This is a genomic window from Glaciimonas sp. GG7 (assembly GCF_052976905.1).
The window spans coordinates 1-24729 of record NZ_JBRIIQ010000048.1; the positions used below are offsets into that span (position 1 = coordinate 1).

General features: G+C 52.1%; 22 protein-coding genes. 9 read left to right on the forward strand and 13 right to left on the reverse strand.

From position 1 onward, the window contains the following. Positions 1 to 459, reverse strand: a 459-nt coding sequence (locus ACVBEF_RS12445) for an MFS transporter (RefSeq protein WP_447124261.1), incomplete at its 3' end; no start/stop codon positions are given. A gap of 177 nt (positions 460 to 636) precedes the next feature. Between ACVBEF_RS12445 and ACVBEF_RS12450 the strand changes: the two genes are divergently transcribed. After that, positions 637 to 1434 (forward strand): AraC family transcriptional regulator, encoded by a 798-nt coding sequence (locus ACVBEF_RS12450; RefSeq protein WP_447124262.1) that lies wholly within the window; start codon positions 637 to 639, stop codon positions 1432 to 1434. Between the two features lie 82 nt (positions 1435 to 1516). Here the strand turns inward: ACVBEF_RS12450 and ACVBEF_RS12455 are convergent, their stop codons facing one another. Next, positions 1517 to 2125 (reverse strand): glutathione S-transferase family protein, encoded by a 609-nt coding sequence (locus ACVBEF_RS12455; protein WP_447124263.1) that lies wholly within the window; start codon positions 2123 to 2125, stop codon positions 1517 to 1519. A 256-nt stretch (positions 2126 to 2381) separates the two neighbouring features. Between ACVBEF_RS12455 and purB the strand changes: the two genes are divergently transcribed. After that, positions 2382 to 3758: an adenylosuccinate lyase gene (purB, locus tag ACVBEF_RS12460; RefSeq protein WP_447124264.1), complete on the forward strand. Its 1377-nt coding sequence runs from the start codon at positions 2382 to 2384 to the stop codon at positions 3756 to 3758. Positions 3759 to 3830: 72 nt separating this feature from the next. On the opposite strand, the gene ACVBEF_RS12465 is transcribed toward purB, so the two are convergent. The 6 genes from ACVBEF_RS12465 to queA form a co-directional block, all read right to left on the reverse strand. Further along, the gene (locus ACVBEF_RS12465) at positions 3831 to 5660 is read right to left on the reverse strand and encodes an ABC transporter ATP-binding protein/permease (protein WP_447124265.1); all 1830 of its coding nucleotides are present in this window, start codon (positions 5658 to 5660) and stop codon (positions 3831 to 3833) included. 299 nt (positions 5661 to 5959) lie between these two features. Then, the gene (gene secF / locus ACVBEF_RS12470; protein ID WP_447124266.1) at positions 5960 to 6904 is read right to left on the reverse strand and encodes a protein translocase subunit SecF; all 945 of its coding nucleotides are present in this window, start codon (positions 6902 to 6904) and stop codon (positions 5960 to 5962) included. A 133-nt stretch (positions 6905 to 7037) separates the two neighbouring features. Continuing rightward, complete coding sequence (gene secD / locus ACVBEF_RS12475) at positions 7038 to 8897, reverse strand: protein translocase subunit SecD (RefSeq protein WP_447124267.1); 1860 nt, start codon at positions 8895 to 8897, stop codon at positions 7038 to 7040. Positions 8898 to 9055: 158 nt separating this feature from the next. After that, positions 9056 to 9403, reverse strand: a complete 348-nt coding sequence (gene yajC / locus ACVBEF_RS12480) for a preprotein translocase subunit YajC (RefSeq protein ID WP_447124268.1) — start codon at positions 9401 to 9403, stop codon at positions 9056 to 9058. 132 nt (positions 9404 to 9535) lie between these two features. After that, entirely contained in the window at positions 9536 to 10663 is a 1128-nt protein-coding gene (gene tgt / locus ACVBEF_RS12485; RefSeq protein WP_447124269.1) for a tRNA guanosine(34) transglycosylase Tgt, read from the reverse strand. Between the two features lie 9 nt (positions 10664 to 10672). Further along, positions 10673 to 11710, reverse strand: a complete 1038-nt coding sequence (gene queA / locus ACVBEF_RS12490) for a tRNA preQ1(34) S-adenosylmethionine ribosyltransferase-isomerase QueA (RefSeq protein ID WP_447124270.1) — start codon at positions 11708 to 11710, stop codon at positions 10673 to 10675. A 263-nt stretch (positions 11711 to 11973) separates the two neighbouring features. Here queA and recG point away from each other — a divergent pair, with 263 nt between their 5' ends. The 4 genes from recG to ACVBEF_RS12510 all read left to right on the forward strand — a co-directional run bounded on the left by recG (position 11974) and on the right by ACVBEF_RS12510 (position 16563). Then, on the forward strand, positions 11974 to 14097 hold the full coding sequence (gene recG / locus ACVBEF_RS12495) for an ATP-dependent DNA helicase RecG (RefSeq protein WP_447124287.1): 2124 nt from the start codon (positions 11974 to 11976) through the stop codon (positions 14095 to 14097). Positions 14098 to 14106: 9 nt separating this feature from the next. Further along, a complete protein-coding gene (locus tag ACVBEF_RS12500) occupies positions 14107 to 15054 on the forward strand; it encodes a LysR substrate-binding domain-containing protein (RefSeq protein WP_447124271.1) in 948 nt (315 codons plus the stop codon). Between the two features lie 235 nt (positions 15055 to 15289). Next, positions 15290 to 16144, forward strand: a complete 855-nt coding sequence (gene ubiA, locus ACVBEF_RS12505) for a 4-hydroxybenzoate octaprenyltransferase (RefSeq protein WP_447124272.1) — start codon at positions 15290 to 15292, stop codon at positions 16142 to 16144. Between the two features lie 89 nt (positions 16145 to 16233). Then, complete coding sequence (locus ACVBEF_RS12510; RefSeq protein WP_447124273.1) at positions 16234 to 16563, forward strand: DUF883 family protein; 330 nt, start codon at positions 16234 to 16236, stop codon at positions 16561 to 16563. A 60-nt stretch (positions 16564 to 16623) separates the two neighbouring features. Here the strand turns inward: ACVBEF_RS12510 and proC are convergent, their stop codons facing one another. Both proC and ACVBEF_RS12520 read right to left on the reverse strand, forming a co-directional pair. Next, positions 16624 to 17460 carry a pyrroline-5-carboxylate reductase gene (gene proC, locus ACVBEF_RS12515; RefSeq protein WP_447124274.1) on the reverse strand — a complete coding sequence of 279 codons (837 nt, stop codon included), beginning with the start codon at positions 17458 to 17460 and terminating at the stop codon, positions 16624 to 16626. 53 nt (positions 17461 to 17513) lie between these two features. After that, complete coding sequence (locus tag ACVBEF_RS12520; RefSeq protein WP_447124275.1) at positions 17514 to 18215, reverse strand: YggS family pyridoxal phosphate-dependent enzyme; 702 nt, start codon at positions 18213 to 18215, stop codon at positions 17514 to 17516. Positions 18216 to 18335: 120 nt separating this feature from the next. Here ACVBEF_RS12520 and ACVBEF_RS12525 point away from each other — a divergent pair, with 120 nt between their 5' ends. From ACVBEF_RS12525 to ACVBEF_RS12535, 3 genes are read left to right on the forward strand one after another with little or no spacing between them, the layout of a single operon-like run. Further along, the gene (locus ACVBEF_RS12525; RefSeq protein WP_447124276.1) at positions 18336 to 19379 is read left to right on the forward strand and encodes a type IV pilus twitching motility protein PilT; all 1044 of its coding nucleotides are present in this window, start codon (positions 18336 to 18338) and stop codon (positions 19377 to 19379) included. A 51-nt stretch (positions 19380 to 19430) separates the two neighbouring features. Then, positions 19431 to 20567, forward strand: coding sequence for a PilT/PilU family type 4a pilus ATPase (locus ACVBEF_RS12530; RefSeq protein WP_447124277.1), 1137 nt, complete (start codon positions 19431 to 19433; stop codon positions 20565 to 20567). 1 nt (position 20568) lies between these two features. Beyond that, complete coding sequence (locus ACVBEF_RS12535) at positions 20569 to 21072, forward strand: glutathione peroxidase (protein WP_447124278.1); 504 nt, start codon at positions 20569 to 20571, stop codon at positions 21070 to 21072. 39 nt (positions 21073 to 21111) lie between these two features. On the opposite strand, the gene ACVBEF_RS12540 is transcribed toward ACVBEF_RS12535, so the two are convergent. Genes ACVBEF_RS12540 through ACVBEF_RS12550 form a run of 3 tightly spaced genes read right to left on the reverse strand, consistent with a single transcriptional unit; the run spans position 21112 to position 24687 of the window. Beyond that, on the reverse strand, positions 21112 to 22320 hold the full coding sequence (locus ACVBEF_RS12540; protein ID WP_447124279.1) for a phospholipase D-like domain-containing protein: 1209 nt from the start codon (positions 22318 to 22320) through the stop codon (positions 21112 to 21114). 18 nt (positions 22321 to 22338) lie between these two features. Beyond that, positions 22339 to 24039 carry a bifunctional metallophosphatase/5'-nucleotidase gene (locus ACVBEF_RS12545; RefSeq protein WP_447124280.1) on the reverse strand — a complete coding sequence of 567 codons (1701 nt, stop codon included), beginning with the start codon at positions 24037 to 24039 and terminating at the stop codon, positions 22339 to 22341. Between the two features lie 15 nt (positions 24040 to 24054). Next, entirely contained in the window at positions 24055 to 24687 is a 633-nt protein-coding gene (locus ACVBEF_RS12550) for a MotA/TolQ/ExbB proton channel family protein (RefSeq protein ID WP_447124281.1), read from the reverse strand. Positions 24688 to 24729 lie beyond the last annotated feature (42 nt).

The following is a 24729-nucleotide window of genomic DNA, read 5'->3' on the forward strand; positions in this document are numbered from 1 at the left end:
CACCTGAAATATCGACTGCGCCAACCCATGACGCCCACCCGACGCCATACGCGCTACGCGGGACGACTCAGGATGAAAAATCGAGGAACCGGTCCCGACCAGCGCCGCCGCCAGCAGCACCACACCAAAACTGGCCGCCGCCGACAGGGCCAACAAACCAACGAGCGTAAAACACATGCCAACAGCCAGCGAATACGGCTTGGGATGCTTGTCGGTGTATAGGCCGACGACTGGCTGCAAAATCGAGGCTGTAATTTGATAAGTCAGGGTAATGAGCCCGATCTGCGCAAAACTCAGATGAAAATTATTCTTCAGCAAAGGATAAATCGACAGGATCAGAGACTGGATCATATCGTTCAAGAAGTGGGCAAAACTGATCGCGCCCAACACCCGAAAGCCGGTTTTTTGCGTAGTTTGCTGATCCTGCGAAGACGGTATTTGGTTGATAGCTGTTTGCATGGCGTAATGAAATGAAGAGTATCAGGACTATGTGAGCGCGCTTTTAGGGCTACCTTACGATTGTTGGTGATTGCAGCCAATCGACTATCAGAAGTGTAAGCAAAAAAGAGAAGACTGTTTTAAGATGAAATGTCATTTTTTATCGATTTTCTGCCAATCACATCGTCTTTCATCAGCATGCCCATACCAATACTTCACCATACGCAAACAGATTTGCTCGATGCCATCCCAGACCAGCATCATCCGGTCTGCATGCGTGCACGGAACCTTGACGCTGCGGCAGTCCTGAAGGCGCATACGCATGCATGGGGACAAGTTACCTATGCCCCTGAAGGCACACTGCGGGTATCAGTTGGTAACAGTACATGGATCGTCCCGCCATTGCGCGCCATCTGGATTCCGCCGCAAGTCGAGCATGAAATCAAGACGATGGAAAAAGCACATTTACGTGCGCTCTATATCCACACCAGTGCCGCGCCATTTGAAGGCGACCAATGCATCGTCCTGGAGGTTTCGACGCTTTTGCGTGAATTGATTGCCGCGCTGTCTACAGCGGAGGATGGAACCGTGCGCGAATCGCTCCTGAGTCAGCTCATTTTGAACGAGTTGGCCGATGCAGAAACACAAGCCATCCGTGTTGCTTTACCGACCGAAAAGCGTCTCCTTATCCTTTGCAAGGCCCTGCTTGACGATCCCGGTTCCGCAATGACGCTAAGCCATTGGGCACAACGCGTCGGTGCATCAGAAAGAACTCTGGCGCGATTATTTGAGCAGGATTTGGGAATGACATTCGGCCAATGGCGTCAACAAATCAGACTTGCCCATGCCGCGCCGATGATTACGCGCGGTATGCCACTGGCGATGGTCGCAGCTGAATTAGGTTATGCCAGCCAATCGGCATTTTCAGCCATGTTTAAAAAAACCTTTGGTGAGTCACCATCAGCTTTCTTTGCGCCGAAAAAAAACCGCTTATAAGTAAGTTAATACCTTAAGCGGCAATGTTAGTAGCAAATTCAGCAGAGAAATTGGCTGATACTCGATACTGGCTCAGGCAGGATTACTGCGGCACAGTATCTTTAAACGAAGGACGCTCAGATATTTTTTCAAACAACTTAGTCAACGTTGGATAAGATTCACGCCATTCGATTTCAGGAAATCTGAAACTAATCCAGCCCAATGCACAACCCACGGCAACATCAGCCAACGTGTAATGCGTACCAGAACAAAATGGTTTCTCAGCTAATCCGGTTGCCATTGCCTTCAAGCCGGCATCGACCTTGCTACGCTGACGTGTGACCCAGGCTTCGCTTTGATGCTCGGGGGCGCGTTGCAGGCGTTCTAGTCGCATCAACACACCGGCATCCACCACACCATCGGCCAAGGCTTCCCAACATTTGACTTCCGCCCGCTCACGCGTATTGGCAGGAATCAATTTACCCACCGGCGTGAGGGTGTCGAGATATTCAACGATCACGTGCGAATCGAACATCGCACCGCCGTCTTCCATCACCAGACACGGTACTTTTCCCAGCGGATTGGCTACCTGAATCGTCGTATTTTCAACCCAGACATCCTCCAGAATAAATGTATAGTCGAGCTTTTTTTCCGCCATCACAACACGGACTTTACGCACGTAGGGACTGCCCAGAGAACCGATTAGCTTCATATGCACTTATAGGAAAAATTGGCTTAAATTATAACATTGTGACTTGCCATTTCCGGTAACTCCCGGTGCCGGTATACGTGCAAAACAACAAATCGACAGGGGCGCAAATGGTAAAATCCTGCACTGGTTGCGCACACGGCAATGCTGAAGTTGATGCCAGCCCGAGTTGCCGCCCGCCATGCGCCGTAAAACACACTACAACAGTTGCGCCAAAGAAATAATGCGCTTTGATTCACTCTCTCAGATCACCACCATCATGTCCTCTACCCCACTTTCTGCTCTTTCTGCACTATCCCCTCTGGATGGTCGTTACGCGACCAAAACCGATAAACTGCGCCCGATTTTGTCGGAAGCCGGATTCATGCATCACCGCGTCAAAGTTGAAATTTCCTGGCTGCAAGCGCTCTCCAACGCGGGCTTTAGCGAAATCAAGCCATTCTCAGCCGCCGCCAGCGCGCAACTGGACAGCATCGCCGCCAACTTCACTGAATCAGACGCCGCCCGCATCAAAGAAATCGAAGCGGTCACCAATCACGATGTAAAAGCGGTTGAGTACTGGCTCAAAGAACAAGTCAAAGACGTCCCAGAACTGGTTGCCGCCTCCGAATTCATTCACTTCGCCTGCACCTCGGAAGACATCAACAACACTTCCCACGGCATGATGCTCAAAGCCGCACGCGATACGGTCTTGCTGCCATCGCTGCAACAATTGATCGCCAAACTGACGGCGCTAGCGCACGAAAACGCCGAACTGCCGATGCTCTCACGCACGCACGGCCAGCCCGCCAGCCCGACTACCCTTGGTAAAGAAATGGCCAACGTCGTCGCCCGCCTGCAGCGCGCCGCCAAACGCATCGGCGAAGTTGAAATCCTCGGCAAAATGAATGGCGCAGTCGGCAATTACAACGCGCATTTATCCGCCTATCCGACCTTTGATTGGGAAACCTTCTCCAAGAACGTCATCGAACAACGCCTAGGTCTGGTCTATAACCCGTACACCATCCAAATCGAGCCGCACGATTACATGGCTGAATTGTTCGACGCCGTTGCCCGCACCAACACCATCCTGCTCGACCTGAACCGCGACATCTGGGGCTACATTGCGCTGGGCTATTTCAAGCAGCGCCTCAAGGCCGGAGAAATCGGTTCATCCACCATGCCGCACAAAGTCAATCCCATCGACTTTGAAAACTCCGAAGGCAATCTGGGCATGGCCAACGCCGTACTCAAACACATGTCAGAGAAACTTCCGGTCTCACGCTGGCAGCGTGACCTGACCGACTCCACCGTACTGCGCAATATCGGCGTCGGTCTTGGCTACTCCTTGCTGGCCTACGACAGTTGCTTGCGCGGCTTGAACAAGCTAGAAGTCAATCCATCGCGTTTGGCCGAAGACCTCGATGCAACCTGGGAAGTATTGGCCGAGCCGGTCCAGACCGTGATGCGCCGCTACGGCATCGAAAACCCGTACGAGCAATTGAAAGAACTGACACGCGGCAAAGGCATTTCCAAAGAGGCATTGCGCACCTTCATCCTGACCCTGGCGATTCCGCAAGAAGCCAAGGACCTTTTGTTGGCGATGACGCCAGCCAATTACATCGGCTATGCGGCTGAGTTGGCTAAAAAAATCTAAAACATATTTCCAGCAATATTGAAAATGGCTACCCACACGGTAGCCATTTTTTATTCCCCCTTAATATTCGATCTAAGTCGCCGGTATCAGAGGCATTTCAGCAGTACCCACCCAGCCTTCCATTGCACCCAAATTCCACTTCCCGCCGCCCAGCAACACCAATTCCTGCGCATGAAACATCGCCAGACTGCTGCGATGTCCGACGCTCACCAGAATGAGTTGCGGCAACGATTCCCGCACCAATTGGTACATCGCATGCTCCAGCCCTTCATCCATAGCCGAACTAGCTTCATCAAGGAAAACCACTTGCGGGCGACTCAGTAATACTCGACCAATCGCCAGACGTTGCTGCTCGCCCAGTGACAAAATATGGCCCCAGTCGGCCTCGTCATCGAGTCGTGCGATCAAATGACCTAACTGGCATTTCCGCAGCACTTCAGCGGCGGCGTCATCATCGCTCTGAACCACGCTGGGATAATGCAAAGCCGTGCGCAGTGTGCCTAGCGGCAGATACGGCTTTTGCGGCAAGAACAACGCGTGCTGAGAATCCGGTCGCACAACGCTGCCATCGACATACGGCCACAAACCGGAAATGGCGCGAAGCAGCGTCGTTTTTCCGACGCCTGAACGACCGCGTATCAATAACGATGCCGCCGGTGCCAAATGCAGATTCAGATTTTCTACCAGCGTCACTTCCGTCGGCGTTTTCACCGTCAGGGCATTCACAACAAAGGCATTTTGTTGATAATCAATCTGCGCTCCGGGTAATTGCCCGGCAGCATCAATCGCATCCAGATAACCGGTCAGTCGGTTCATGATGGCGCGATAACTCGCAAAATCATCATAGGCATTCCGAAAAAACGAGAGCGCATCCTGCACCTGACCAAATGCCTGCGCAGTTTGCATCATGTCGCCGAGCGTAATCTGCTTACTGAAAAACCGTGGCGCTTGAATGATCAGGGGAAACACTATGGCTACCTGACTCACTACCAGATTGAGACCTTGAAATTTCAGCGAACGCGAGACGATTGCCCACATATTCCCAATCAGGCTGCTAAATCGTGCCCCCAGCGCACCGCGCTCAACATTTTCACCACGAAAAAAAGCAATACTTTCAGCGTATTCACGAATCCGTACCAACGCATACCGAAAATCGGCATTGAATTTTTCACTCAAGAACGCTAATCGCATCAACGGTCGGCCAACTTTTATGGCGAACACCGTGGCAACCAGCACATAGATGTACACCAAAAAAACCATGCCACGCGGGATCTCGATACCAAATATCGCCAGCGTGCCGGACAAACCCCATAAAATAATACTGAAAGTAAATAATGAGACCACTGAATCGAGCACACCCATCGACAACGCCAGCGAACTAGACACAAAGCCCTCGACATCCTGCTGAATCCGTTGATCCGGATTATCAATTTTTTGTGCAACAAACTGGGTGCGGTGATAGGCCTGATTCGCCAGCCAGCGTTCGACCAGATTATTGGTCAGCCATACGCGCCAGTGAATCAAGAAAGCCTGACGGACATAAAAATTAATCAGTGCCCGGATCACGTGCACTGTAGCGAGCACCGAAAAAATAATCACCATCGTCCAGAAGGCTTTGGCATCCAGCTTTTGGAGGGCGCTATACAGGCCGTTGCTCCAGAATGAAAACAAAACGTTCATCCGCACGGAAAACAGCGTGAGAAAAACAATACCGGTAAGCCAGAGCATGGGCAATATACTCTTCCCCGGCCTGAAAAATTCCCAGGTCAGACGGCTGAATTGCTTCCCCCATAGACTAAAACGGGCCAGCAGCATCCCAATGAGGCCCAGACTAATTACGCTGATAATGAAAGCCTTAATCAACCAGATCAGGCTATCGCGCACTTCGTTATTCCAATCCATCTCTGCTCCAGTCCACGATTTTGCGTAAGTCCTATTACTGTCCGACTGACAACCAGAGGTTGTTATCAAAAACAGATTATTCCGACAAATTATGCCTTAAACAAGATTATTCTGTAGTTCCATGTCATGGCCGAATCCTGCATCAGCAACGGCCTGCGGTAAACAATCCGCTCCCCATGTCGGAAGCCCTTCGGACCATTTCTTAATATAGAATCAGGGCAGAAAAAATGCTATCAACAAAATTTGAGCAAAAAAAAACCAATCCGAAGATTGGCTTTTTTTTACAAGGCGGTCCGCTCTTACACTACAGCGCCTTCCGTTTCATCTTTCTCTTTGATCGGCTTAATCAAATCTTCACGCTTCACACCCAGCCACATCGCAATTGCCGCAGCGACAAAGACCGAAGAATATATACCAAACAGAATACCGATAGTCAGTGCAGTGGCAAAATAATGCAGTGTCGGGCCGCCAAAAATCAACATCGACAACACCATGATTTCAGTACTTCCGTGGGTAATGATGGTGCGCGAAATCGTACTTGTGATCGCATGATTCAAGACATCGGGCGTGGCCAACTTACCAAACTTACGATCCCGGAAAGTCTCGCGAACACGGTCAAATACCACCACCGACTCATTGACCGAATATCCCAGTACCGCCAGAATCGCCGCCAATACGGTGAGTGAAAACTCCCACTGGAAGAAGGCGAAAAATCCCAAAATAATCACCACATCATGCAAGTTCGCAATAATCGCGGCCACCGCATATTTCCACTCGAAGCGAATCGCCAGATACAGCATGATGCCGACGACCACAAACAGCAGCGCCATCAAGCCGTCATGCGCCAGTTCATCACCCACTTGCGGCCCGACGAACTCGTTGCGCTTCAATTGCACATCCGGATCTTTAGCCTTCAACGCTGCCAGCACCGTTTCGCTCTGTTGCGATGATGACACGCCTTTTTTAACCGGCAAACGAATCAAGACATCTTGCGCAGTCCCAAAACTTTGAATCTGATTGTCGGTAAAGCCAATATCTTCGACCGTCTTACGGATGCCTTCGATATTCGCTGGCTGGCTATATGTCACCTCCATCACCGTACCGCCGGTGAATTCGATCGACAAATGCAAACCCTTATGAAAAAGGAAAAATACAGCGAAGATAAACGTTAGTGCTGATATCGCATTCAAAACCAATGCGTGGCGCATAAACGGAATATCTTTTTTAATTCGGAAAAACTCCATCACATTCCTTTCGGTCGACCATGCCAGTGTTGCGTTTAATTACAGATAACACTGGCAATACGGTCATATTCAATATTCATTTCCGGCGTTTTTTCTGGCGCCAGACGATGCCTTAACACTATTTGGTAATGAATTACTCGCCCGGTCGCCAGACTTTACCGATCGACAATGTCGTCAGTTTCTTGCGACGGCCGTACCACAAATTAGCCAGACCACGCGAGAAGAACACTGCAGAGAACATTGAAGTCAGAATCCCCAGACAATGCACCACAGCAAAACCACGAATCGCACCGGAACCAAAAATCAGCAACGCCACGCCAGCAATCAATGCTGTGACGTTGGAGTCGAGAATAGTATGCCAGGCATGCTCAAACCCCAGCGCGATTGCCGCCTGAGGAGAGTTGCCCTTACGCAGCTCTTCACGTATACGTTCGTTCACCAGCACGTTGGCATCAATCGCCATACCCAGCGTCAAGGCGATCGCGGCGATACCGGGCAACGTCAACGTCGCCTGTAACGTCGACAATATGGCGACCAGCAATAACAAGTTGACCGACAATGCAATCACACTGAAAGCACCAAACAACAGGTAATAAATAATCATGAAAGCCGATACAACCATAAAACCGTACATGGTTGAATCAAACCCTTTTTTGATGTTATCGGCACCAAGTTGCGGTCCGATGGTGCGCTCTTCGATGATTTCCATCGGTGCGGCCAACGATCCGGCGCGCATCAACAATGACAAATCGGCAGCCGCTTGCGGCGTACCCATACCGGTAATCTGGAAGCTTGAGCCCAACTCGCTTTGAATGGTCGCAACAGTCAAGACTTCGCCCTTGCCTTTTTCAAACAAGACAACCGCCATTGCTTTGCCGACCTTGTCGCGTGTCGCTGCGCGCATCTTGCGACCACCATCGCCATTCAAATCGATACTGACGGCTGGCTGGTGATTCTGATCGAAGGACACCGAAGCGTTAGAGATGTAGTCGCCGGTCAGCACCGGATCTTTATACAAAATTACAGGGGCGTTCTTGCCAACTTTGAACAGTTCCGAACCAAACGGCACAGCGGCGGTGGCTTCGGTACCACGCGTGACTGATTCATCAACCATGCGCACTTCCAGCGTCGCGGTACGGCCTATAATGTCTTTGGCACGAGAAACGTCCTGCACGCCGGGCAACTGAACCACGATACGGTCAGCACCCTGACGTTGAATGATAGGCTCGGCAACGCCCAACTCATTGACGCGCTTGGAGAGTGTCAGAATATTTTGCTGCACGCTTTCATCGGTGGTTTTTTTCAATACGTCCGGTTTCAAGGTGGCGATGAGTTTCGGGTCTGCGCCTGGCGGAGCTTCTGCCAGATTCAGTTCCGGCAATTGGCTTGTCAATAAGTCTTTAGCCTTGCTCAAGGTGTCTTGATCACGAAAGCCAATATTGATTGCATCACCATTACGGTCGATACCGCTATAACGAATATCTTTGTCGCGCAAAATGCTACGAACGCTCGATTGCAAACCTTGGATACGCTTGTCGGCGATAGCCTTGACATCGACTTGCATCAGGAAATGGACGCCGCCGCGCAAATCGAGTCCGAGAAACATCGGAAACGCATGAATGCTTTGCAGCCATTGCGGTGTATTCGGGACCAGATTGAAGGCGACGATGTAAGTCGGATCAGTCGGATCGGTATTTAATGTTGTTTCCAGCAGCGCCTTGGCCTTGAACTGGGTGTCGGTGTCTTTAAAGCGCGCCCGCACCGAAGCCTGGGGTCCGGCATTATCAAAAACAATGCCCAGCGGCGTCAAATTGGCTTGTTGCAGGGCTTGCTCCACCCGGTCGCTCAGCGCGCTGTCTACCTTCAGGGTAGATTTTCCGCTGCTGATTTGTACCGCAGGCGATTCGCCAAAAAAGTTCGGCAATGTGTACAGCACGCCGAACAGCAGCGCGATGACGATCACAATATATTTCCAGAGTGGATAGCGATTCATAATGATTCAGCGTTTAGTGTGAGTCCGCAAACTGCTACAAACTCTTCTTCTATAGTGGTGCCCGATGCTGACAGGGACGCTTGGTAGTGCAAAATGTGCTGACCAAAGATAAGAGCACCCCTTAGGGCGCTCTTATCAGTGAGTCATCAGTACGCTAATTACAGCGCCTTGATCGTACCTTTAGGCAGCAGTGTCGTGACCGCACTTTTTTGCAGCGTCACTTCAGTACCGCTGGCAATTTCCAATGTGACATAACCGTCAGCAACTTTAACAACTTTGCCCAGTATGCCGCCGGCTGTCACGATTTCATCGCCCTTGGCCAGCGCATCCATCATGGATTTTTGTTCTTTTTGACGTTTCATCTGTGGACGAATCATCAAGAAATACAAGACAACAAACATCAAAATGATCGGCAAGAAGCTAGTCAGATTGCCACCAAGACCAAAAGGACCGGCAGAAGTTGTTGCAGCAGGCGCAGTCTGCGCATAAGCAGTTGTAATGAACACGAGAATGCTCCAAATAAAAGGGGTTATTAAAAATAGTTGTGCATTTTAGCATTGGGAGAGGCCGGAATAGCACTCTGCTTAGACAGTCCCTCTAATCTTGGGAATATCCCCATGCTAAAGATATTTATTTAGTCAGACCCCGCGTGCCCGATCGGCATGAAACTGGACAACAAACTGGGTAAACCGCTCCTGATCCAAGGCATTCCGGATGTTTTGCATCAAATCGAGGTAGTAATGCAGGTTATGAATCGTATTCAATCGCGCCCCGAGGATTTCGCCGGTGCGGTGCAAATGATGTAGATAAGCGCGGGAGAAATTCCTGCACGCATAGCAACTACACGTCTCATCCAGCGGTTGCGTATCTTCCTTATAGCGCGCATTTTTGATTTTCAGGTCGCCAAAGCGGGTAAACAGCCAACCATTGCGTGCATTGCGCGTCGGCATCACGCAGTCAAACATATCCACGCCATTCTGAACACCGGCCACCAAATCCTCAGGCGTGCCAACCCCCATCAGGTAATGCGGTTTGTCAGCGGGTAACTTCGGGCCGATATATTCCAACACGCGCATCATTTCTTCTTTTGGCTCACCGACCGACAGACCGCCGATAGCAATACCGTTGAAATCGAGCGCATTCAAGCCGGCCAGCGACTCCTCGCGCAAGTGCTCAAACATCCCACCCTGAACGATGCCGAACAAGGCATTCGGATTCTCGCCGCCCTTGAACTCATCTTGCGAGCGCTTAGCCCAACGCAACGACATGCGCATCGACTCTGCCGCCTCAACTTGGGTAGCAGGACGCCCATCGATTTCATACGGCGTGCATTCGTCAAACTGCATCACGATGTCCGAATTGAGGACTTTCTGAATCTGCATCGAGACTTCCGGCGACAAAAACAATTTATCGCCATTAATCGGCGAAGAAAACTTCACACCCTCTTCCGTAATCTTGCGCATAGCCCCCAGAGAAAATACCTGAAAGCCACCCGAATCGGTCAAGATAGGTTTATCCCAGCCCATAAATTTATGCAGACCGCCAAACTTCTTGACCACCTCCATGCCCGGGCGCAGCCACAGGTGAAACGTGTTTCCCAGAATAATATGGGCGTCGATTTCTTTGAGCTCCAGCGGCGACATGGCCTTGACTGAGCCATAGGTCCCCACGGGCATAAAGATCGGGGTTTCTACGATGCCGTGATTGAGTTTGACCCGGCCACGGCGTGCTTTTCCTTCGGTTTTGAGTAGCGTAAATTCAAGCATAAGATTCTTTTAAATGTTTTTTTGATAAGTTAGCAGCATAGCGTCGCCATAGCTGAAGAAGCGATACTGCTGCGCAATCGCATGCGCGTAGGCAGCTCTGATGACGTCATAACCGGCAAACGCCGACACCAGCATCAGCAAAGTCGATTTCGGCAAATGGAAATTGGTAATCAGCCGATCCACCGTTTTAAAGCGATAACCGGGCGTAATAAATAAGGCCGTGTCCGCACTACCAGCCACTAACTCCCCCGATTGCGAAGCCGATTCCAGCGCCCGCAAACTCGTCGTCCCTACTGCCACCACATTGCCGCCGGCAGCTTTGGTCGCGCGCACAGCATCCACGGTCGTGGCGTTGATCGTGTACCACTCGGTGTGCATTTTATGATCAGCGAGGTTTTCTGTGCGCACCGGCTGGAAAGTCCCGGCCCCGACGTGCAAGGTGACGTAGGCAAAATTGATCCCTTTTTGACGCAAGCGCTCAAGCAGTTCCAGATCGAAATGCAAGCCTGCCGTCGGTGCCGCAACCGCGCCCGGCTCCTTTGCGTAGACGGTCTGGTAACGGGTTTCATCGAAGGCGTCTGCCGTATGTTCAATATAGGGCGGCAATGGCAAACGCCCGTGCGCCTCGATCAACTCAAAGACATCTGCCGGAAAAATCAAGGTAAAGAATTCGCCGACGCGTTCACCGACGGTGACGTCAAACGCCTCAGCCAAACGCATTTTCGAGCCTGCTGGCGGTGATTTGGAGGCCCTGACCTGGGCGTGCACGGTGCGGTTATCGATCACGCGCTCAACCAAGACTTCGACCTTGCCGCCACTTCCTTTGACGCCAAAAAAGCGCGCTTTTAATACCCGGGTGTCGTTAAACACCAGCAAATCGCCGGGCGACAATAAGGCCACCACATCGGTGAACTGACGATCGATCAAAGCGGCGTGATCAACACCATGATCGATATGCAACAAGCGCGAAGCGCTGCGCTCGGTCAACGGCAGTTGCGCAATCAGTTCAGGCGGTAGTGTGAAATCGTAATCGGAAAGAGAATGCATGCTTAACTAGTCACTGAATAAAAAATGGTAAAAAAATCATGGGCGACTCCCGCTTAAGGTTTATCTCCCTTACAGATGCTGCAAGTAGCCTTTACAATGGCAAACTACCTATAGGACTGACACAAAATTGTTCCAGCAAGGCATCCTGACGAAGACAGTACTTTAAGTACGGCTAGGAAGGATAACGCCGCTGGGGCGATTTTGTGTCAGTCCTACTTGAACAACCCGCTATTTTACGCCCAGCCGCCCCATTTACGGCCTATATGCCTGACCCGATCCAAAATTCCCCGCCGCCCAAGAAAATCACCAAGCCCGCCAAAGCCCCCGCCGCGAGCCGCGAAAGCAAGTTAGCGCGGCTTGGATTGCGCTCGGATATGGATTTGGTATTGCACCTCCCCATGCGCTACGAAGACGAAACCCAGGTCGTCAGCATCCATCAGGCCAGCATGATGGGCACCACCATCGCGCAGGTCGAGGGCGTCGTCAGCAGTTGCGATATCCAGTATCGGCCACGGCGGCAACTGGTTGTCACGCTGGCTGACGATAGCGGTCAATTGATGATGCGGTTTTTGAATTTTTACGGCAGTCAAACCAAGCAACTTGCGGTTGGCACGCGGGTACGTGCGCGGGGCGAAATCCGGCACGGCTTCTTTGGTGCGGAAGTGGTGCATCCCACCTACAAAATCGTGCTCGAGGGTGCACCCTTACCGAAGGCCTTGACCCCCATATATCCGTCCGGCGAAGGTTTATCGCAAGTTTTTCTGCGCAAATCCATCGTCGAGGCGATGCAAAAAATAGAATGGCGCGACACGCTCTCGCCAGCGCAGCTAACAACTTATCAGCTAACGCCGTTTGAGGACGCCGTGCGCCTGCTACACAATCCGCCTCAGGATATCGATGAGGGTGCGCTGGAAGATCGCTCCCATCCTGCCTGGGTACGGATGAAGTTCGATGAATTGCTGGCGCAACAACTTTCGTTAAAGCGCGCCCAATTCGAAAGGCGGGGACAAAATGCCCGCGCATTGCCGCTGATCGGCCGTTTATCCGATGCTTTTCTCAAAACGTTACCGTTCACCCTTACCGCCGCCCAGCAACGCGTCATGGCCGAAATCCGTACCGATATCAAAGAGACCTTTCCGATGCAGCGCTTGCTGCAAGGCGACGTCGGTAGCGGCAAAACCGTCGTGGCCGCACTCGCCGCAGCACAGGCGATCGACAACGGGTTTCAGGCAGTCTTGATGGCCCCGACGGAAATTCTGGCGGATCAGCATTTCCGCAAAATCGCCGCCTGGATGGAGCCGCTCGGCATCAGCGTCGCCTGGCTGACGGGCAGCCTGAAAAAGAAAGAAAAACTAACCTCATTAACCCGCATTGCCTCGGGCGAGGCGCAATTGATCATCGGCACCCACGCCCTGATTCAAGAAACCGTCCAATTCGCCAGACTAGGGCTGGTGATTGTGGACGAGCAGCATCGCTTCGGCGTCAACCAGCGGCTCACGCTACGCCAAAAATCAGCGACCGAAAGTAGCCACAACGGCTCGCCCTCCGATATCGTCCCGCATCAATTGATGATGAGCGCCACACCGATCCCCCGCACCTTGGCGATGACGTACTATGCCGATCTGGAAATTTCGGTGATCGATGAACTGCCACCGGGGCGCACCCCCATCGTCACCCGCAGCGTGGACCAGAATCGACGCGAAGAAGTCATCGCTCGCGTCCACGCCGCAGCACAGGAAGGCCGCCAGGTGTACTGGGTATGCCCGTTGATTGAAGAGTCGGAAGCGCTGCAACTACAAACCGCAACCGATACCTATGCCATGCTGGTCGAGGCGCTGCCTGACTTGCAGGTCGGACTGGTGCATGGACGGCTCAAACCGGTCGAAAAACAGGCTGTGATGGAAGCGTTCATCGCCGGAGAAATCCACGTACTGGTAGCGACCACCGTCATCGAAGTCGGCGTCGATGTCCCAAATGCATCGCTGATGGTGATCGAACATGCTGAGCGTTTTGGTTTATCGCAACTGCATCAATTGCGTGGCCGGGTTGGACGTGGCCTTGCGGCAAGCGTATGCTTGTTGCTGTATCAGAGTCCATTGGGCCGGATTGCCAAACAACGCCTGATGACCATGCGCGAGACCACGGACGGCTTTGAAATTGCCCGGCGCGATCTGGAAATCCGCGGCCCCGGCGAATTTCTGGGAGCACGTCAGTCCGGAGAAGCAATGTTACGCTTCGCCGATTTAAACACCGATCAATGGATAGTCGATCAGGCCAGCGCGCTGGCAGAGCATTTATTACATCATCCAACGCCCGAAAATATAGCGACGGTTCAAGCCCATCTGGCACGCTGGCTAAATGGCCGCGAAGATTTTTTGAAAGTATAAAGACAAGACATGACTCTGACCGAACTGAAATACATCGTCGCCGTAGCCCGTGTGAAGCATTTCGGCCATGCTGCTGAAGCCTGCTTCGTCGCCCAACCAACACTCTCGGTTGCCATCCGAAAACTGGAAGACGAATTAGGCGTCGTCATTTTTGAGCGTGGCGGCAACGAGATTTCTGTCACTCCTCTGGGCGCACAGATCGTCGCCCAAGCCGAACGCGTACTCGAACAAACCGCCACCATCCGCGAGATCGCCAATCAGAATAAAGACCCGTTGGCCGGTCCCCTGCGACTCGGCATCATTTACACCATTGGCCCCTATTTACTGCCGCCGCTAGTTAAAACAATGATCGATTGCGTGCCGCAAATGCCGCTGGTGTTACAGGAAAACTTTACCGTCCGTCTGCTTGAATTAGTCCGCCAGGGTGAATTGGACGCCGCCATCATGGCGCTGCCATTTCAGGATCATGGTTTGATGGTGCAGCCGTTATACGATGAGGAATTCGTCGTCGCCATGCCCAAAGATCACGCGTGGGCCAATCGCGAAAGTATCAGCGCTGAAGATCTGAAATCGGAAACCATGCTGTTACTAGGCAACGGCCATTGCTTCCGCGATCAGGTATTAGAAGTTTGTCCGGAAATGTCACGCTTCTCAACCAACGGCGACGGCATCGCCCGTACCTTCGAAGGCTCGTCTCTGGAAACAATCCGGCACATGGTCGCCTCCGGTATCGGTATTACCGCCTTGCCCCGCGCATCCGTGCCTGACATCCATTCCAAAGATGGCAACCTGCGCTACATCCCGTTTTCCGCCCCGCGCCCGTCACGCCGGGTCGTCATTGCCTGGCGCAAAAGCTTTACGCGCCGCGCGGCGATTGATGCGGTTCAGCAAGCAGTACTGGCCTGCGGCTTGCCTGGCGTGAGTTTTTTGCGGGACGTCGAAGCTACTGAGGGCTAACACGGCTAGCATTAAAAAGTCAAAGACGATACCAGCCCTAAAGCTGCTCAGTTAAGAAACCGTTCGGACTGAGTAGCGCAGCGTATCGAAGGCGTACATGCGTCAGCGCTGACTTCGATACGCCCGACGGGCTACTCAGCCCGAACGGATATGTGGGTAACTGAACAGCATTACGAAAACAGCCCCGTTTTTTACTTCGCTCTCGATAAAAAATTCTGACAAAGCCTGGATGTTCATGAATCGACTCAAGCTCTACTTTCAACTCATTCGCCTCGACAAACCCATCGGCATTCTGCTATTGCTGTGGCCCACGCTGATCGCTCTCTGGCTTGCCAGCGACGGCACCCCCGATTGGAAAGTTCTCTTCATTTTTTGTCTCGGCACGATCCTGATGCGCTCTGCCGGCTGTGCGATTAACGATTATGCCGACCGCGATTTCGATAAATTTGTGAGCCGTACCGCACAGCGCCCACTCACCAGCGGCAAGATCGCAGGCTGGGAAGCGCTGATGGTCGCAGCCGTTCTGGCGCTGGCGTCATTGCTGCTCATTGCGCCACTCAATACGCTGACCAAACAGCTATCGATCGCCGCCGTCGTGATCGCTGGCAGCTATCCCTATTTCAAACGGTTTTTTGCCATTCCACAGGCGTATCTGGGCATTGCATTCGGCTTTGGTATTCCGATGGGTTTTGCCGCCGTTCAAGACGCGGTCCCGCTGGCTGCATGGCTGTTATTAATCGCGAACATTTTCTGGGCAATTGCCTACGACACTGAATATGCCATGGTTGACCGTGAAGACGATCTCAAGATCGGCATCAAAACCTCCGCCATTACCTTTGGCCGTTTCGATGTTTTTGCGGTCATGGTGTGTTACGCATGCTGCTTCGGCATCGTATTTCTGGTGGGACGGCAATACGGCTTAGACGTTTGGTTTAACGCCGGTTTACTGGTCGCGGTCGCTTTTGCGGTGTATCACTTCACCCTCATACGCAAGCGGGATCGCGCCGGTTGCTTTGCCGCATTTCGACATAACAATTGGCTGGGCGCCGCTATATTTTGTGGCGTTACGCTGGACTATGCACTACGATAACAACCATCCCCTGATACTTTTTTAACGGTTTTTAACATCGTTTTTACACATATCCTTCAATTTTTTCACCCACATGAAAGAGGTAAATCATGGCTATCAACGAATCCATTAAAGACACCCGCGACACTTTGGCCGGTGGTTTAAAGTCGGTTATTCAAGATGCGCAAGATCTCGTCGACACAACGGGGAATCACGAAGACCACGGCGACGACCGCTACACACTGGCACGCGAAAGATTGAAAGCGGCATTACAGACGGCCAAATCTGAATTGCCAAAAGTGACTAAAAAAGCGGTAGAAAAAAGTAAACATGCCGCCCATGTTACCGATGAATATGTCGGCGGCAATCCATGGAAAGCAGTCGGCGTTGCCGCTGCTATCGGTCTGCTGGTGGGCGTAGTCATCGGTCGCGGTAAATAACGTAGAAATAGGTAGTCGTAAAAAAAGCGCACAACGTGCGCTTTTTTTACGACGACAAACTCACTCTGTTGGCGACACCTGCCCAAACTCCTCACCCAACTCTTTACCGCGCACCGCCGCAGCTTTCGCCGCCGCAACGATGGCTGCCTTTACGCCGCTGGCCTCCAGGCTATTTAAGGCCGCATAAGTCGTCCCGCCCTTTGACGTTACCCGTTCACGTAGCACCGACACCGGCTCCGTCGACTCCGCCGCCAATTGCGATGCGCCCACAAAAGTCGCCAGCGCCAGCGCATTGCCCTGCTCAGGCGTCAAGCCTAATTCCTGCGCGGCTTGCTGCATCGCTTCAATGAAATAAAACACATAAGCCGGGCCGCTGCCGGAGACGGCGGTGACGGAATCGATCAATGCTTCGTCATCGAGCCAGACGGTCGCGCCCACCGCCCGCATAATCCGGTCTGCTGTAGCGCGCTGCTGTTCCGACACGCCATTCGTGGCCACCATGCCGGTAATACCTTTGCCGATTAATGCAGGCGTATTCGGCATACAACGTACGATCGCATCGTGACCATTTAGCCAGCGCGAGAGATCCTCAGAGCGAATGCCTGCGGCAATTGAGATCACTAGCTGGCCTGCCATATACGGCAATAACGCGCTCACTATTGGCTGCATTTGCTGCGGCTTTACCGCCAACACAATCACATCACTACGACTGATCACAGCATCGATTGCGGTTGATGTCGTCACACCGAATTGCTGCGCCAGTTTCTGTAACGCCTCTTCGTCGATATCCACAACGTGAATATTCGCCCCATCGATCACCGTCCCGGCCAAGCCGCCGATTAAGGCAGTCGCCATATTGCCGCCACCGATAAAACTGATGTTGTATTTGTTTTTCATATGTCTCTTATCTCTTCTAAAAACGTTATCGTTATCTGGTTACGGATCAGGGCTCAGGAATAGTCTCGCTGCCCAAAAATAGCACTTCCTACGCGCACGATCGTCGCGCCTTCAGCAATCGCGGCCCCCATATCGGCTGACATCCCCATAGACAAGGTATCGAGCATCAATCCCTGCTGTTGCAAATCCAAAAATAACGCGCTGACCTGACCAAATGCGGCACGTTGCTGCGCCACATCAGAAGTCGGTTCAGGAATCGCCATCAACCCGCGCAACCTCAGACGCGGCAAGGCGGCAATCGCCTGCGCCACCGCCAGCGCCTGATCGGGTGTAACGCCGCTTTTGCTGGCCTCCCCGCTAATATTTACTTGCAGGCAAACATTTAATGGCGGCAACTCCGGTGGCCGCTGGTCTGACAGGCGCTGTGCAATTTTTTCGCGCTCTATCGTGTGCACCCATGCAAAATGTTCAGCGATTGCACGGGTTTTATTACTTTGAATCGGTCCGATAAAGTGCCATTCGATCCCGTCAACAGTCGTGGCCGCTTGCACCGCCACGATCTTGTCTAATGCTTCTTGCAGGTAATTTTCACCAAACGCTCGTTGACCGGCGACAACCGCCTCCAATACCGCATCGGCCCCAAACGTTTTCGATACTGCTAAAAGCTGCACACTGTCAGCCGGACGCGACGCTACGGCCGTCGCGTTGCGGATACTTTCGTGCACAGCTTGCAACTTTTGAGAGATTGAGGACATAATTGTCTTGGTTAATAGTGCTTTCGTCACATCACAAAATGGGATGCAGGGCCGCTACATCAAACAGTCAAAACACCGCCCCCGACTTGGCGCGGCACAAAATTACTTCAGGGATTATAAATGGACATTACCGAGCTTCTGGCCTTTTCGGTCAAGAACAAGGCTTCCGATTTGCATTTATCTGCCGGTCTGCCGCCGATGATCCGGGTTAATGGCGACGTGCGCCGCATTAATCTGCCACCGCTGGAGCACAAAGAGGTGCACAGCATGATTTATGACATCATGAATGACAGCCAACGCAAGGCCTACGAAGAAAATCTCGAATGCGATTTCTCGTTTGAAATTCCCGGCCTGTCGCGGTTTCGGGTCAATGCCTTTAATCAGGATCGCGGCGCAGCAGCCGTCATGCGGACCATTCCCTCCAAAATCCTATCGCTCGAACAACTTAACGCCCCTAAAATTTTTGCCGAGCTATCCTTAAAGCCACGCGGTCTGGTCTTAGTGACGGGGCCGACCGGCTCTGGCAAATCGACCACGCTGGCCGCGATGGTCAATCATGTCAATGAAAATCAATACGCGCATATTCTGACGATTGAAGACCCCATCGAATTTGTCCATCAATCCAACAAATGTCTGATCAATCAACGCGAAGTCGGCCCACACACGCAGTCATTTGACAACGCGCTGCGGTCGGCCTTGCGCGAAGACCCCGATGTCATTCTGGTAGGCGAGCTGCGCGACTTGGAAACCATCCGCCTGGCACTGACAGCGGCTGAAACCGGTCATTTGGTATTCGGCACGCTCCATACCTCGTCCGCCGCAAAAACCATAGACCGTATCGTCGACGTGTTTCCGGGCGAAGAAAAATCGATGGTCAGGGCCATGCTCTCGGAGTCATTGCAAGCCGTGGTTTCACAGACATTGTTGAAAACAAAAGATGGAACCACTCGCGTCGCCGCCCATGAAATCATGATTGGCACGCCAGCTATCCGTAGCCTGATTCGCGATAGCAAAATTGCGCAAATGTATTCGACGATACAAACATCTAGCAACGTCGGCATGCAAACATTGGACAGCAATCTGACCGATCTGGTGAGACGCAATATCATTTCAGTGGCCACGGCACGCGCAGCGGCCAAGATGCCAGAAAATTTCCCCGGCTAAATTTTTTATCTCTCCCATTTTCGGCGGCATTCAGCGACATCAGGAAACAATATGGAACGCGATCAGGCTACAAAATTCATGCATGACTTGCTCAGCTTAATGGTCACCAAGCGCGGCTCCGACCTGTTCATTACGGCCGACTTTCCGCCCGCATTCAAAATCGATGGGAAAATCACCCCGGTATCGAATCAACCGCTAAGCACAGCCCACACCGTCGAGCTGGCACGCGCGATCATGAGCGATAAGCAAGCGGCTGAATTTGAGGCCACCAAGGAGTGCAACTTCGCCATCACTCCCGGCGGGATCGGACGCTTCCGGGTTTCCGCCTTTATGCAGCAAGGCCGGGTCGGTTTAGTCTTGCGCACCATCACCACCGACATACCGAAATTCGAGGATCTTGGCTTGCCTGACACACTTCAGGAAATCGCGATGACCAAACGCGGTCTGGTGATTATGGTGGGCGCGACCGGCTCAGGAAAATCCACCACGCTAGCAGCCATGATCGGCCATCGGAATGAACATAGTTACGGCCACATCATCACCATTGAAGATCCGGTCGAATACGTCCATCCGCACAAGAATTGCATCATTACCCAGCGTGAAGTCGGCGTCGATACCGACAACTGGGGAATCGCCTTAAAGAATACCTTGCGCCAGGCCCCGGACGTCATCTTGATCGGGGAAATCCGCGACCGCGAAACCATGGATTATGCGATTGCCTTTGCCGAAACCGGACATTTATGCCTGGCAACATTGCATGCCAACAGCGCCAATCAGGCGCTGGATCGGATCGTCAATTTTTTCCCGGAAGAGCGGCGCACACAATTGCTGATGGATCTGTCATTGAATTTAAAAGCCGTCGTCTCGCAACGGCTAGTCCCCCTAAAAACCACCAAGGGGCGCTGCGTCGCCGTTGAAATCCTGCTGAACTCACCGTTGATATCCGATTTGATTTTCAAGGGCGACGTCCATGAAATCAAAGAGATCATGAAAAAATCGCGCGAGCTTGGCATGCAGACTTTTGATCAGGCTTTGTTCGATTTGTACGAAGTCGATAAAATTACTTACGAAGACGCATTACGCAATGCCGACTCGGTCAACGATTTGCGTCTGTCCATCAAACTGCGCAGCAAGGATGCCCATACACGGGATCTGTCTGCCGGTACTGAGCATTTAGGGATTATTTAATATGAACAACGAGGCCAACTCCGCTAACATTTACCCATTCACCGTTGAGCGGCTCGATGGCACTCCCGCGACGCTAGCAGACTATCGCGGCAAGGTCGTGCTCATCGTCAACACCGCGAGTAACTGCGGGTTCACGCCGCAGTACAAAGGGCTTGAAGAAATGTATAACAAATATCGTGACCAAGGGTTTGTTGTACTGGGGTTTCCGTGCAATCAATTTGGTGCGCAAGAGCCGGGCAATGCCGCAGAAATCGGTGCCTTTTGCGAAAAAAACTACGGCGTTACATTCCCGTTATTTTCCAAAATAGATGTCAATGGTGAGCAAGCAGCGCCGCTCTACCAATATCTGAAAAGTGCAGCGCCGGGCTTGCTCGGCAGCGAGAAAATAAAATGGAATTTCACCAAGTTCCTCATCAACAAAGACGGCACAGTGTTTGACCGTTACGCACCGCAAACCAAGCCGGAAGCATTGATCATGCAAATCGAGAAGCTGCTTGCTGCATAAGAATCATTGTCTGGACGCAAAATCGATTTTGCGTCTGTCCTACTTAATCGGCTTGGGATAATCCTTCATCACATCTAACGGTTGCGCATACACCGAACTCCACGTCTGTTGATGCAGCTCGGCAATCCGCTTTGCCATTTTCTCGTTACGCAACACGATTTCCAGATTGCGCGAGTTATCCAGATAGCCGCCGCTCCAATTGCTGGTGCCTATCCATGCAATCTGGCCGTCGATGGACATCGTTTTACTATGGATAACCCTGGCAAAAGGAATAAAGCCGGTACTAGATTGCGGAAGTGTCACAATTTTGATTTCCATGCCGGGCAATAGCGCCAGACTTTTCAAATAGGCGATGGCTGGTTTATCGGTATTCCAGTTTGACACCATGAGTTTGACCTTCACGCCGCGTGCCAGCGCCACCCGAATCGCGTTATCAATCACCGCGTAGTAAGGACGGGTATGGTTCGGGCCATAGCTCAGGGGCGCGTAATCGAGTAACTGGATCCGCACTTCAACCTTGGCTGCGGTCAAAAGTTTTTGTAACTCTGTTTCCGAGTCACCCACACCACCAGGATTGAAAGCATTCGGACTGGCCACCAGAAAGGCTGGCTGCAAGTCGTCAGCCGCCACCACATCACGATTATCAGGCGGCACCGTTTGTCCTTGCGCAATCAGTTCCTGTGCGTGCCAGTCGTGCTCAAAGATGCGCTGTAACTGGCTAGCCACCACGCCGTCAGTAATGCGTAATCCAGTTTCATGAATGTGCGTAAAAGAGCGCCAGTCAAAATTCTGACTCCCCACATAAGCGGCGTTACCGTCAACCACAAAATATTTGGCGTGGATGATCCCATTGCCGGTTAACTTCGAAAAATCAAGATACCGAAAAGTAAGATGAGGAATTTTTTTGAGTCGCTCAATCGTCGGCATATCCGATGCAAACTTGCCCTTCTCCTCCATCAGAAACCGAATGTTCACACCGCGCTGACCGGCTGCGGCGAGGCGGTTGATAACGTCATCGAAGGCTTCACCGGATTTACCCGCGACATAAAACTGACCGAGGTCTATCGTTTTTTTGGCGCTATCGAACATCTCGCTCCAGACCTGAAGCGGCTCGCGTAAATCCGGCGTTGCCAGACTGGTTTCGACTGGCACGGTGTGCACCAATTCATAGCCGGGAATACTGAATTCGGCATGACCTGGACTGATACAAGTGAGCAGAATGGGAAATACTAATAATAGTTTGCGCATTTTACGGTTCTGAAATATTTATTGAATTTTCACCATCCGACCACCCGCTTGTGCTTCTCCGGCGGGATGGCCTGTGCGTTCGCGTGCAATTAAATAACGGCTCAGTGCATCCAGATCGTTGATGCCGGTATCGACCCGATCAGCGCCTTCGCGCAGGATACTGAAACCGTCACCGCCTTGGGCGATGAAACTATTGAGACTGACGCGATATTGACCATGCGGGTCGACAGCAATCCCGTTGATCCGGACACTACCGGGCACGACGCGTTGCCCGACCGGACGTCTGGCATCCCAGCTATAGCGCAGGCTGTCCGATATTTGCAACATATTCTGTCCCCAACCTTGCTGCTCCAGCAAAGCCAGCAACTGAGTCCCGCTTAGCGACACCAACACCAGCGAATTACCAAACGGCATAGTGATCGCCAGCTGCGCATAGTTACTGCCATTGACGCCGCTTTCCAGGTTTGCACGAATGCTGCTTTGGTTGATGAACGCGACTTTCGCCCCCAAATCAAGCGTCGCGGCAAGTTGCGAATCTGCAATCAGGTCCCCAAGAGGCGACTCTCCGGCAGCATTTATATCGCGCGTAATGACAGGTAGCGCGAGGTGTGCGATCGGTTGCTCCAGCACCGCATCGCTACGCTTCTTGAGCTGCTGTAAAAATACTGACAGAGCCGGGTCTGGCGTAAAACTCTTGGTTTCCATCAAGACGTTATGGGCATCGATGGCGGTCATTTTTCCTTGCACATCAGCGACCCGCGGATCAATCGTCAATTTAATCCGCGTCAGCATATGACCGTAAGATTCACCCTGCGTCACAGTACGCCCATCCACCTGGCAGGTATATCCGTGATGCGTATGTGCACTGATAATGAGCCTGATCGCCGGATCCAGACGGTGGACAATCTCGACGATGGCACCTTTGAGTTGCGCGCATCCGGTCTGGTCAAATGCTTCCTCGGTTTCCCCTCCTTGATGAATCAGGACCACGATGGCGCTGACACCTTGTGCCTTGATTTCAGGAATCAATTGATTGATGGCATCAGCTTCGTCAGTAAAGTGAATATTGGCGATACCGTCGCCGGAGACGATTCCTGCCGTGCCGCGTAGTACTGCGCCGATGAAGGCAATCTTCACGCCATGCGTTTGCTCAATTCGATACGCCGCCAGTAATGGGCGTGCGCTGGCATTGTCGATAACATTGGCGCCCAGATAGGTAAATTTTGCGCCGGAAAAATGGTCTTCAAAACGACACGCTTTATCCGGCCGGGTGGAAGTGCAACCCCCATACTGATAGCGCAGTAACTCTTTACTGCCCTGATCAAACTCATGGTTACCGACGGCACTGACGCGCAAGTTAAGCGCATTGAGTGCAAAGATCGTCGGTTCATCAGCCCAGATGGCAGACAACGCCGGACTGGCGCCAATCATATCGCCAGCGCCCACCAGCAATAGTTGGGGGTCCTCTGTCCGCCATACGCGCAGTGCCCCGCCTATCGTATCGATACCGCCGACATGGCGCATCTGCGCCGTTGGTTCTGCAGCACTGATGAAGCTATGATTCTCAGCCTCAAGATGACCATGCAAATCGTTGATGGCGACCAGATTGACCTCGATCAATCCATTTTGCGGGACCGTGTGTAAATCGGTACAAGCTGCCAACAAAACCAGCACCGCACAACTCAACCGACGGATCCAAATCAAAGATATTGCATGCATAGTCATGACCATTTTTTAAGCAATATGTAATTTAACGGACTCTACCGGAACGGTGGCGCTGCGACCGACACAAGCGCGCAACATCAATACTTTTAAATGATCGTTAATGCGCTCAATACGCTCTTGAAACATATTGAAAAAAAACATACCGACGACGGCGATACAGATTCCCAGCGCCGTTGCGTAGAGTGCAGTACCGATCCCTTGCGAGACCTGACCAGGATCTGAGACACCGGATACAGCCAGCGCCTTAAAGGTATCGATGATGCCTAAAATCGTACCGAGCAAGCCCAGCAGGGGCGCTGCTGTGACGATCGTATCGAGTATCCAGAGCCGATGTTGGACGGTACTACGATGGGCGATATAGACCGACTGACTAAAATCTTCGAGGTCTTTTTCACTGGTCAGCTGATGTTTCTCAGCCAAAATATCGGACACCAGCGTCAACGGCAAACTAGGCTGTGCTGTCAGCACAGCAGGGAGTTCTTGCACATGCTGGACCGCATGCGTCATGGCCTGTTCCAGACCGATGGCCTGTCGTAACGTGTAGTTGAAAAACAGACCGCGTTCGACGATCACAAACAACGCCAGAGCGGCGCAGGCGTACATCAGATAAAACGCCATCTCGTGAAAAAATTGCATGTTCATGGTGCTACCTCTTTACTTGGATGCCGGATAAGGTTGCCCTTA

Excerpts from the sequence above, each read along its gene's own strand:
- ACVBEF_RS12545 (WP_447124280.1), bottom strand. The coding sequence starts at position 24,039 with ATGCATGCAATATCTTTGATTTGGATCCGTCGGTTGAGTTGTGCGGTG.
- ACVBEF_RS12525 (WP_447124276.1), top strand. The coding sequence starts at position 18,336 with ATGGACATTACCGAGCTTCTGGCCTTTTCGGTCAAGAACAAGGCTTCC.
- ACVBEF_RS12520 (WP_447124275.1), bottom strand. The coding sequence starts at position 18,215 with ATGTCCTCAATCTCTCAAAAGTTGCAAGCTGTGCACGAAAGTATCCGC.
- ACVBEF_RS12540 (WP_447124279.1), bottom strand. The coding sequence starts at position 22,320 with ATGCGCAAACTATTATTAGTATTTCCCATTCTGCTCACTTGTATCAGT.
- queA (WP_447124270.1), bottom strand. The coding sequence starts at position 11,710 with ATGCATTCTCTTTCCGATTACGATTTCACACTACCGCCTGAACTGATT.
- tgt (WP_447124269.1), bottom strand. The coding sequence starts at position 10,663 with ATGCTTGAATTTACGCTACTCAAAACCGAAGGAAAAGCACGCCGTGGC.
- ACVBEF_RS12465 (WP_447124265.1), bottom strand. The coding sequence starts at position 5,660 with ATGGATTGGAATAACGAAGTGCGCGATAGCCTGATCTGGTTGATTAAG.
- secF (WP_447124266.1), bottom strand. The coding sequence starts at position 6,904 with ATGGAGTTTTTCCGAATTAAAAAAGATATTCCGTTTATGCGCCACGCA.
- ACVBEF_RS12450 (WP_447124262.1), top strand. The coding sequence starts at position 637 with ATGCCCATACCAATACTTCACCATACGCAAACAGATTTGCTCGATGCC.
- ACVBEF_RS12510 (WP_447124273.1), top strand. The coding sequence starts at position 16,234 with ATGGCTATCAACGAATCCATTAAAGACACCCGCGACACTTTGGCCGGT.
- purB (WP_447124264.1), top strand. The coding sequence starts at position 2,382 with ATGTCCTCTACCCCACTTTCTGCTCTTTCTGCACTATCCCCTCTGGAT.
- ACVBEF_RS12535 (WP_447124278.1), top strand. The coding sequence starts at position 20,569 with ATGAACAACGAGGCCAACTCCGCTAACATTTACCCATTCACCGTTGAG.
- secD (WP_447124267.1), bottom strand. The coding sequence starts at position 8,897 with ATGAATCGCTATCCACTCTGGAAATATATTGTGATCGTCATCGCGCTG.
- ACVBEF_RS12455 (WP_447124263.1), bottom strand. The coding sequence starts at position 2,125 with ATGAAGCTAATCGGTTCTCTGGGCAGTCCCTACGTGCGTAAAGTCCGT.
- ACVBEF_RS12530 (WP_447124277.1), top strand. The coding sequence starts at position 19,431 with ATGGAACGCGATCAGGCTACAAAATTCATGCATGACTTGCTCAGCTTA.
- proC (WP_447124274.1), bottom strand. The coding sequence starts at position 17,460 with ATGAAAAACAAATACAACATCAGTTTTATCGGTGGCGGCAATATGGCG.
- ACVBEF_RS12500 (WP_447124271.1), top strand. The coding sequence starts at position 14,107 with ATGACTCTGACCGAACTGAAATACATCGTCGCCGTAGCCCGTGTGAAG.
- recG (WP_447124287.1), top strand. The coding sequence starts at position 11,974 with ATGCCTGACCCGATCCAAAATTCCCCGCCGCCCAAGAAAATCACCAAG.
- ACVBEF_RS12550 (WP_447124281.1), bottom strand. The coding sequence starts at position 24,687 with ATGAACATGCAATTTTTTCACGAGATGGCGTTTTATCTGATGTACGCC.
- ubiA (WP_447124272.1), top strand. The coding sequence starts at position 15,290 with ATGAATCGACTCAAGCTCTACTTTCAACTCATTCGCCTCGACAAACCC.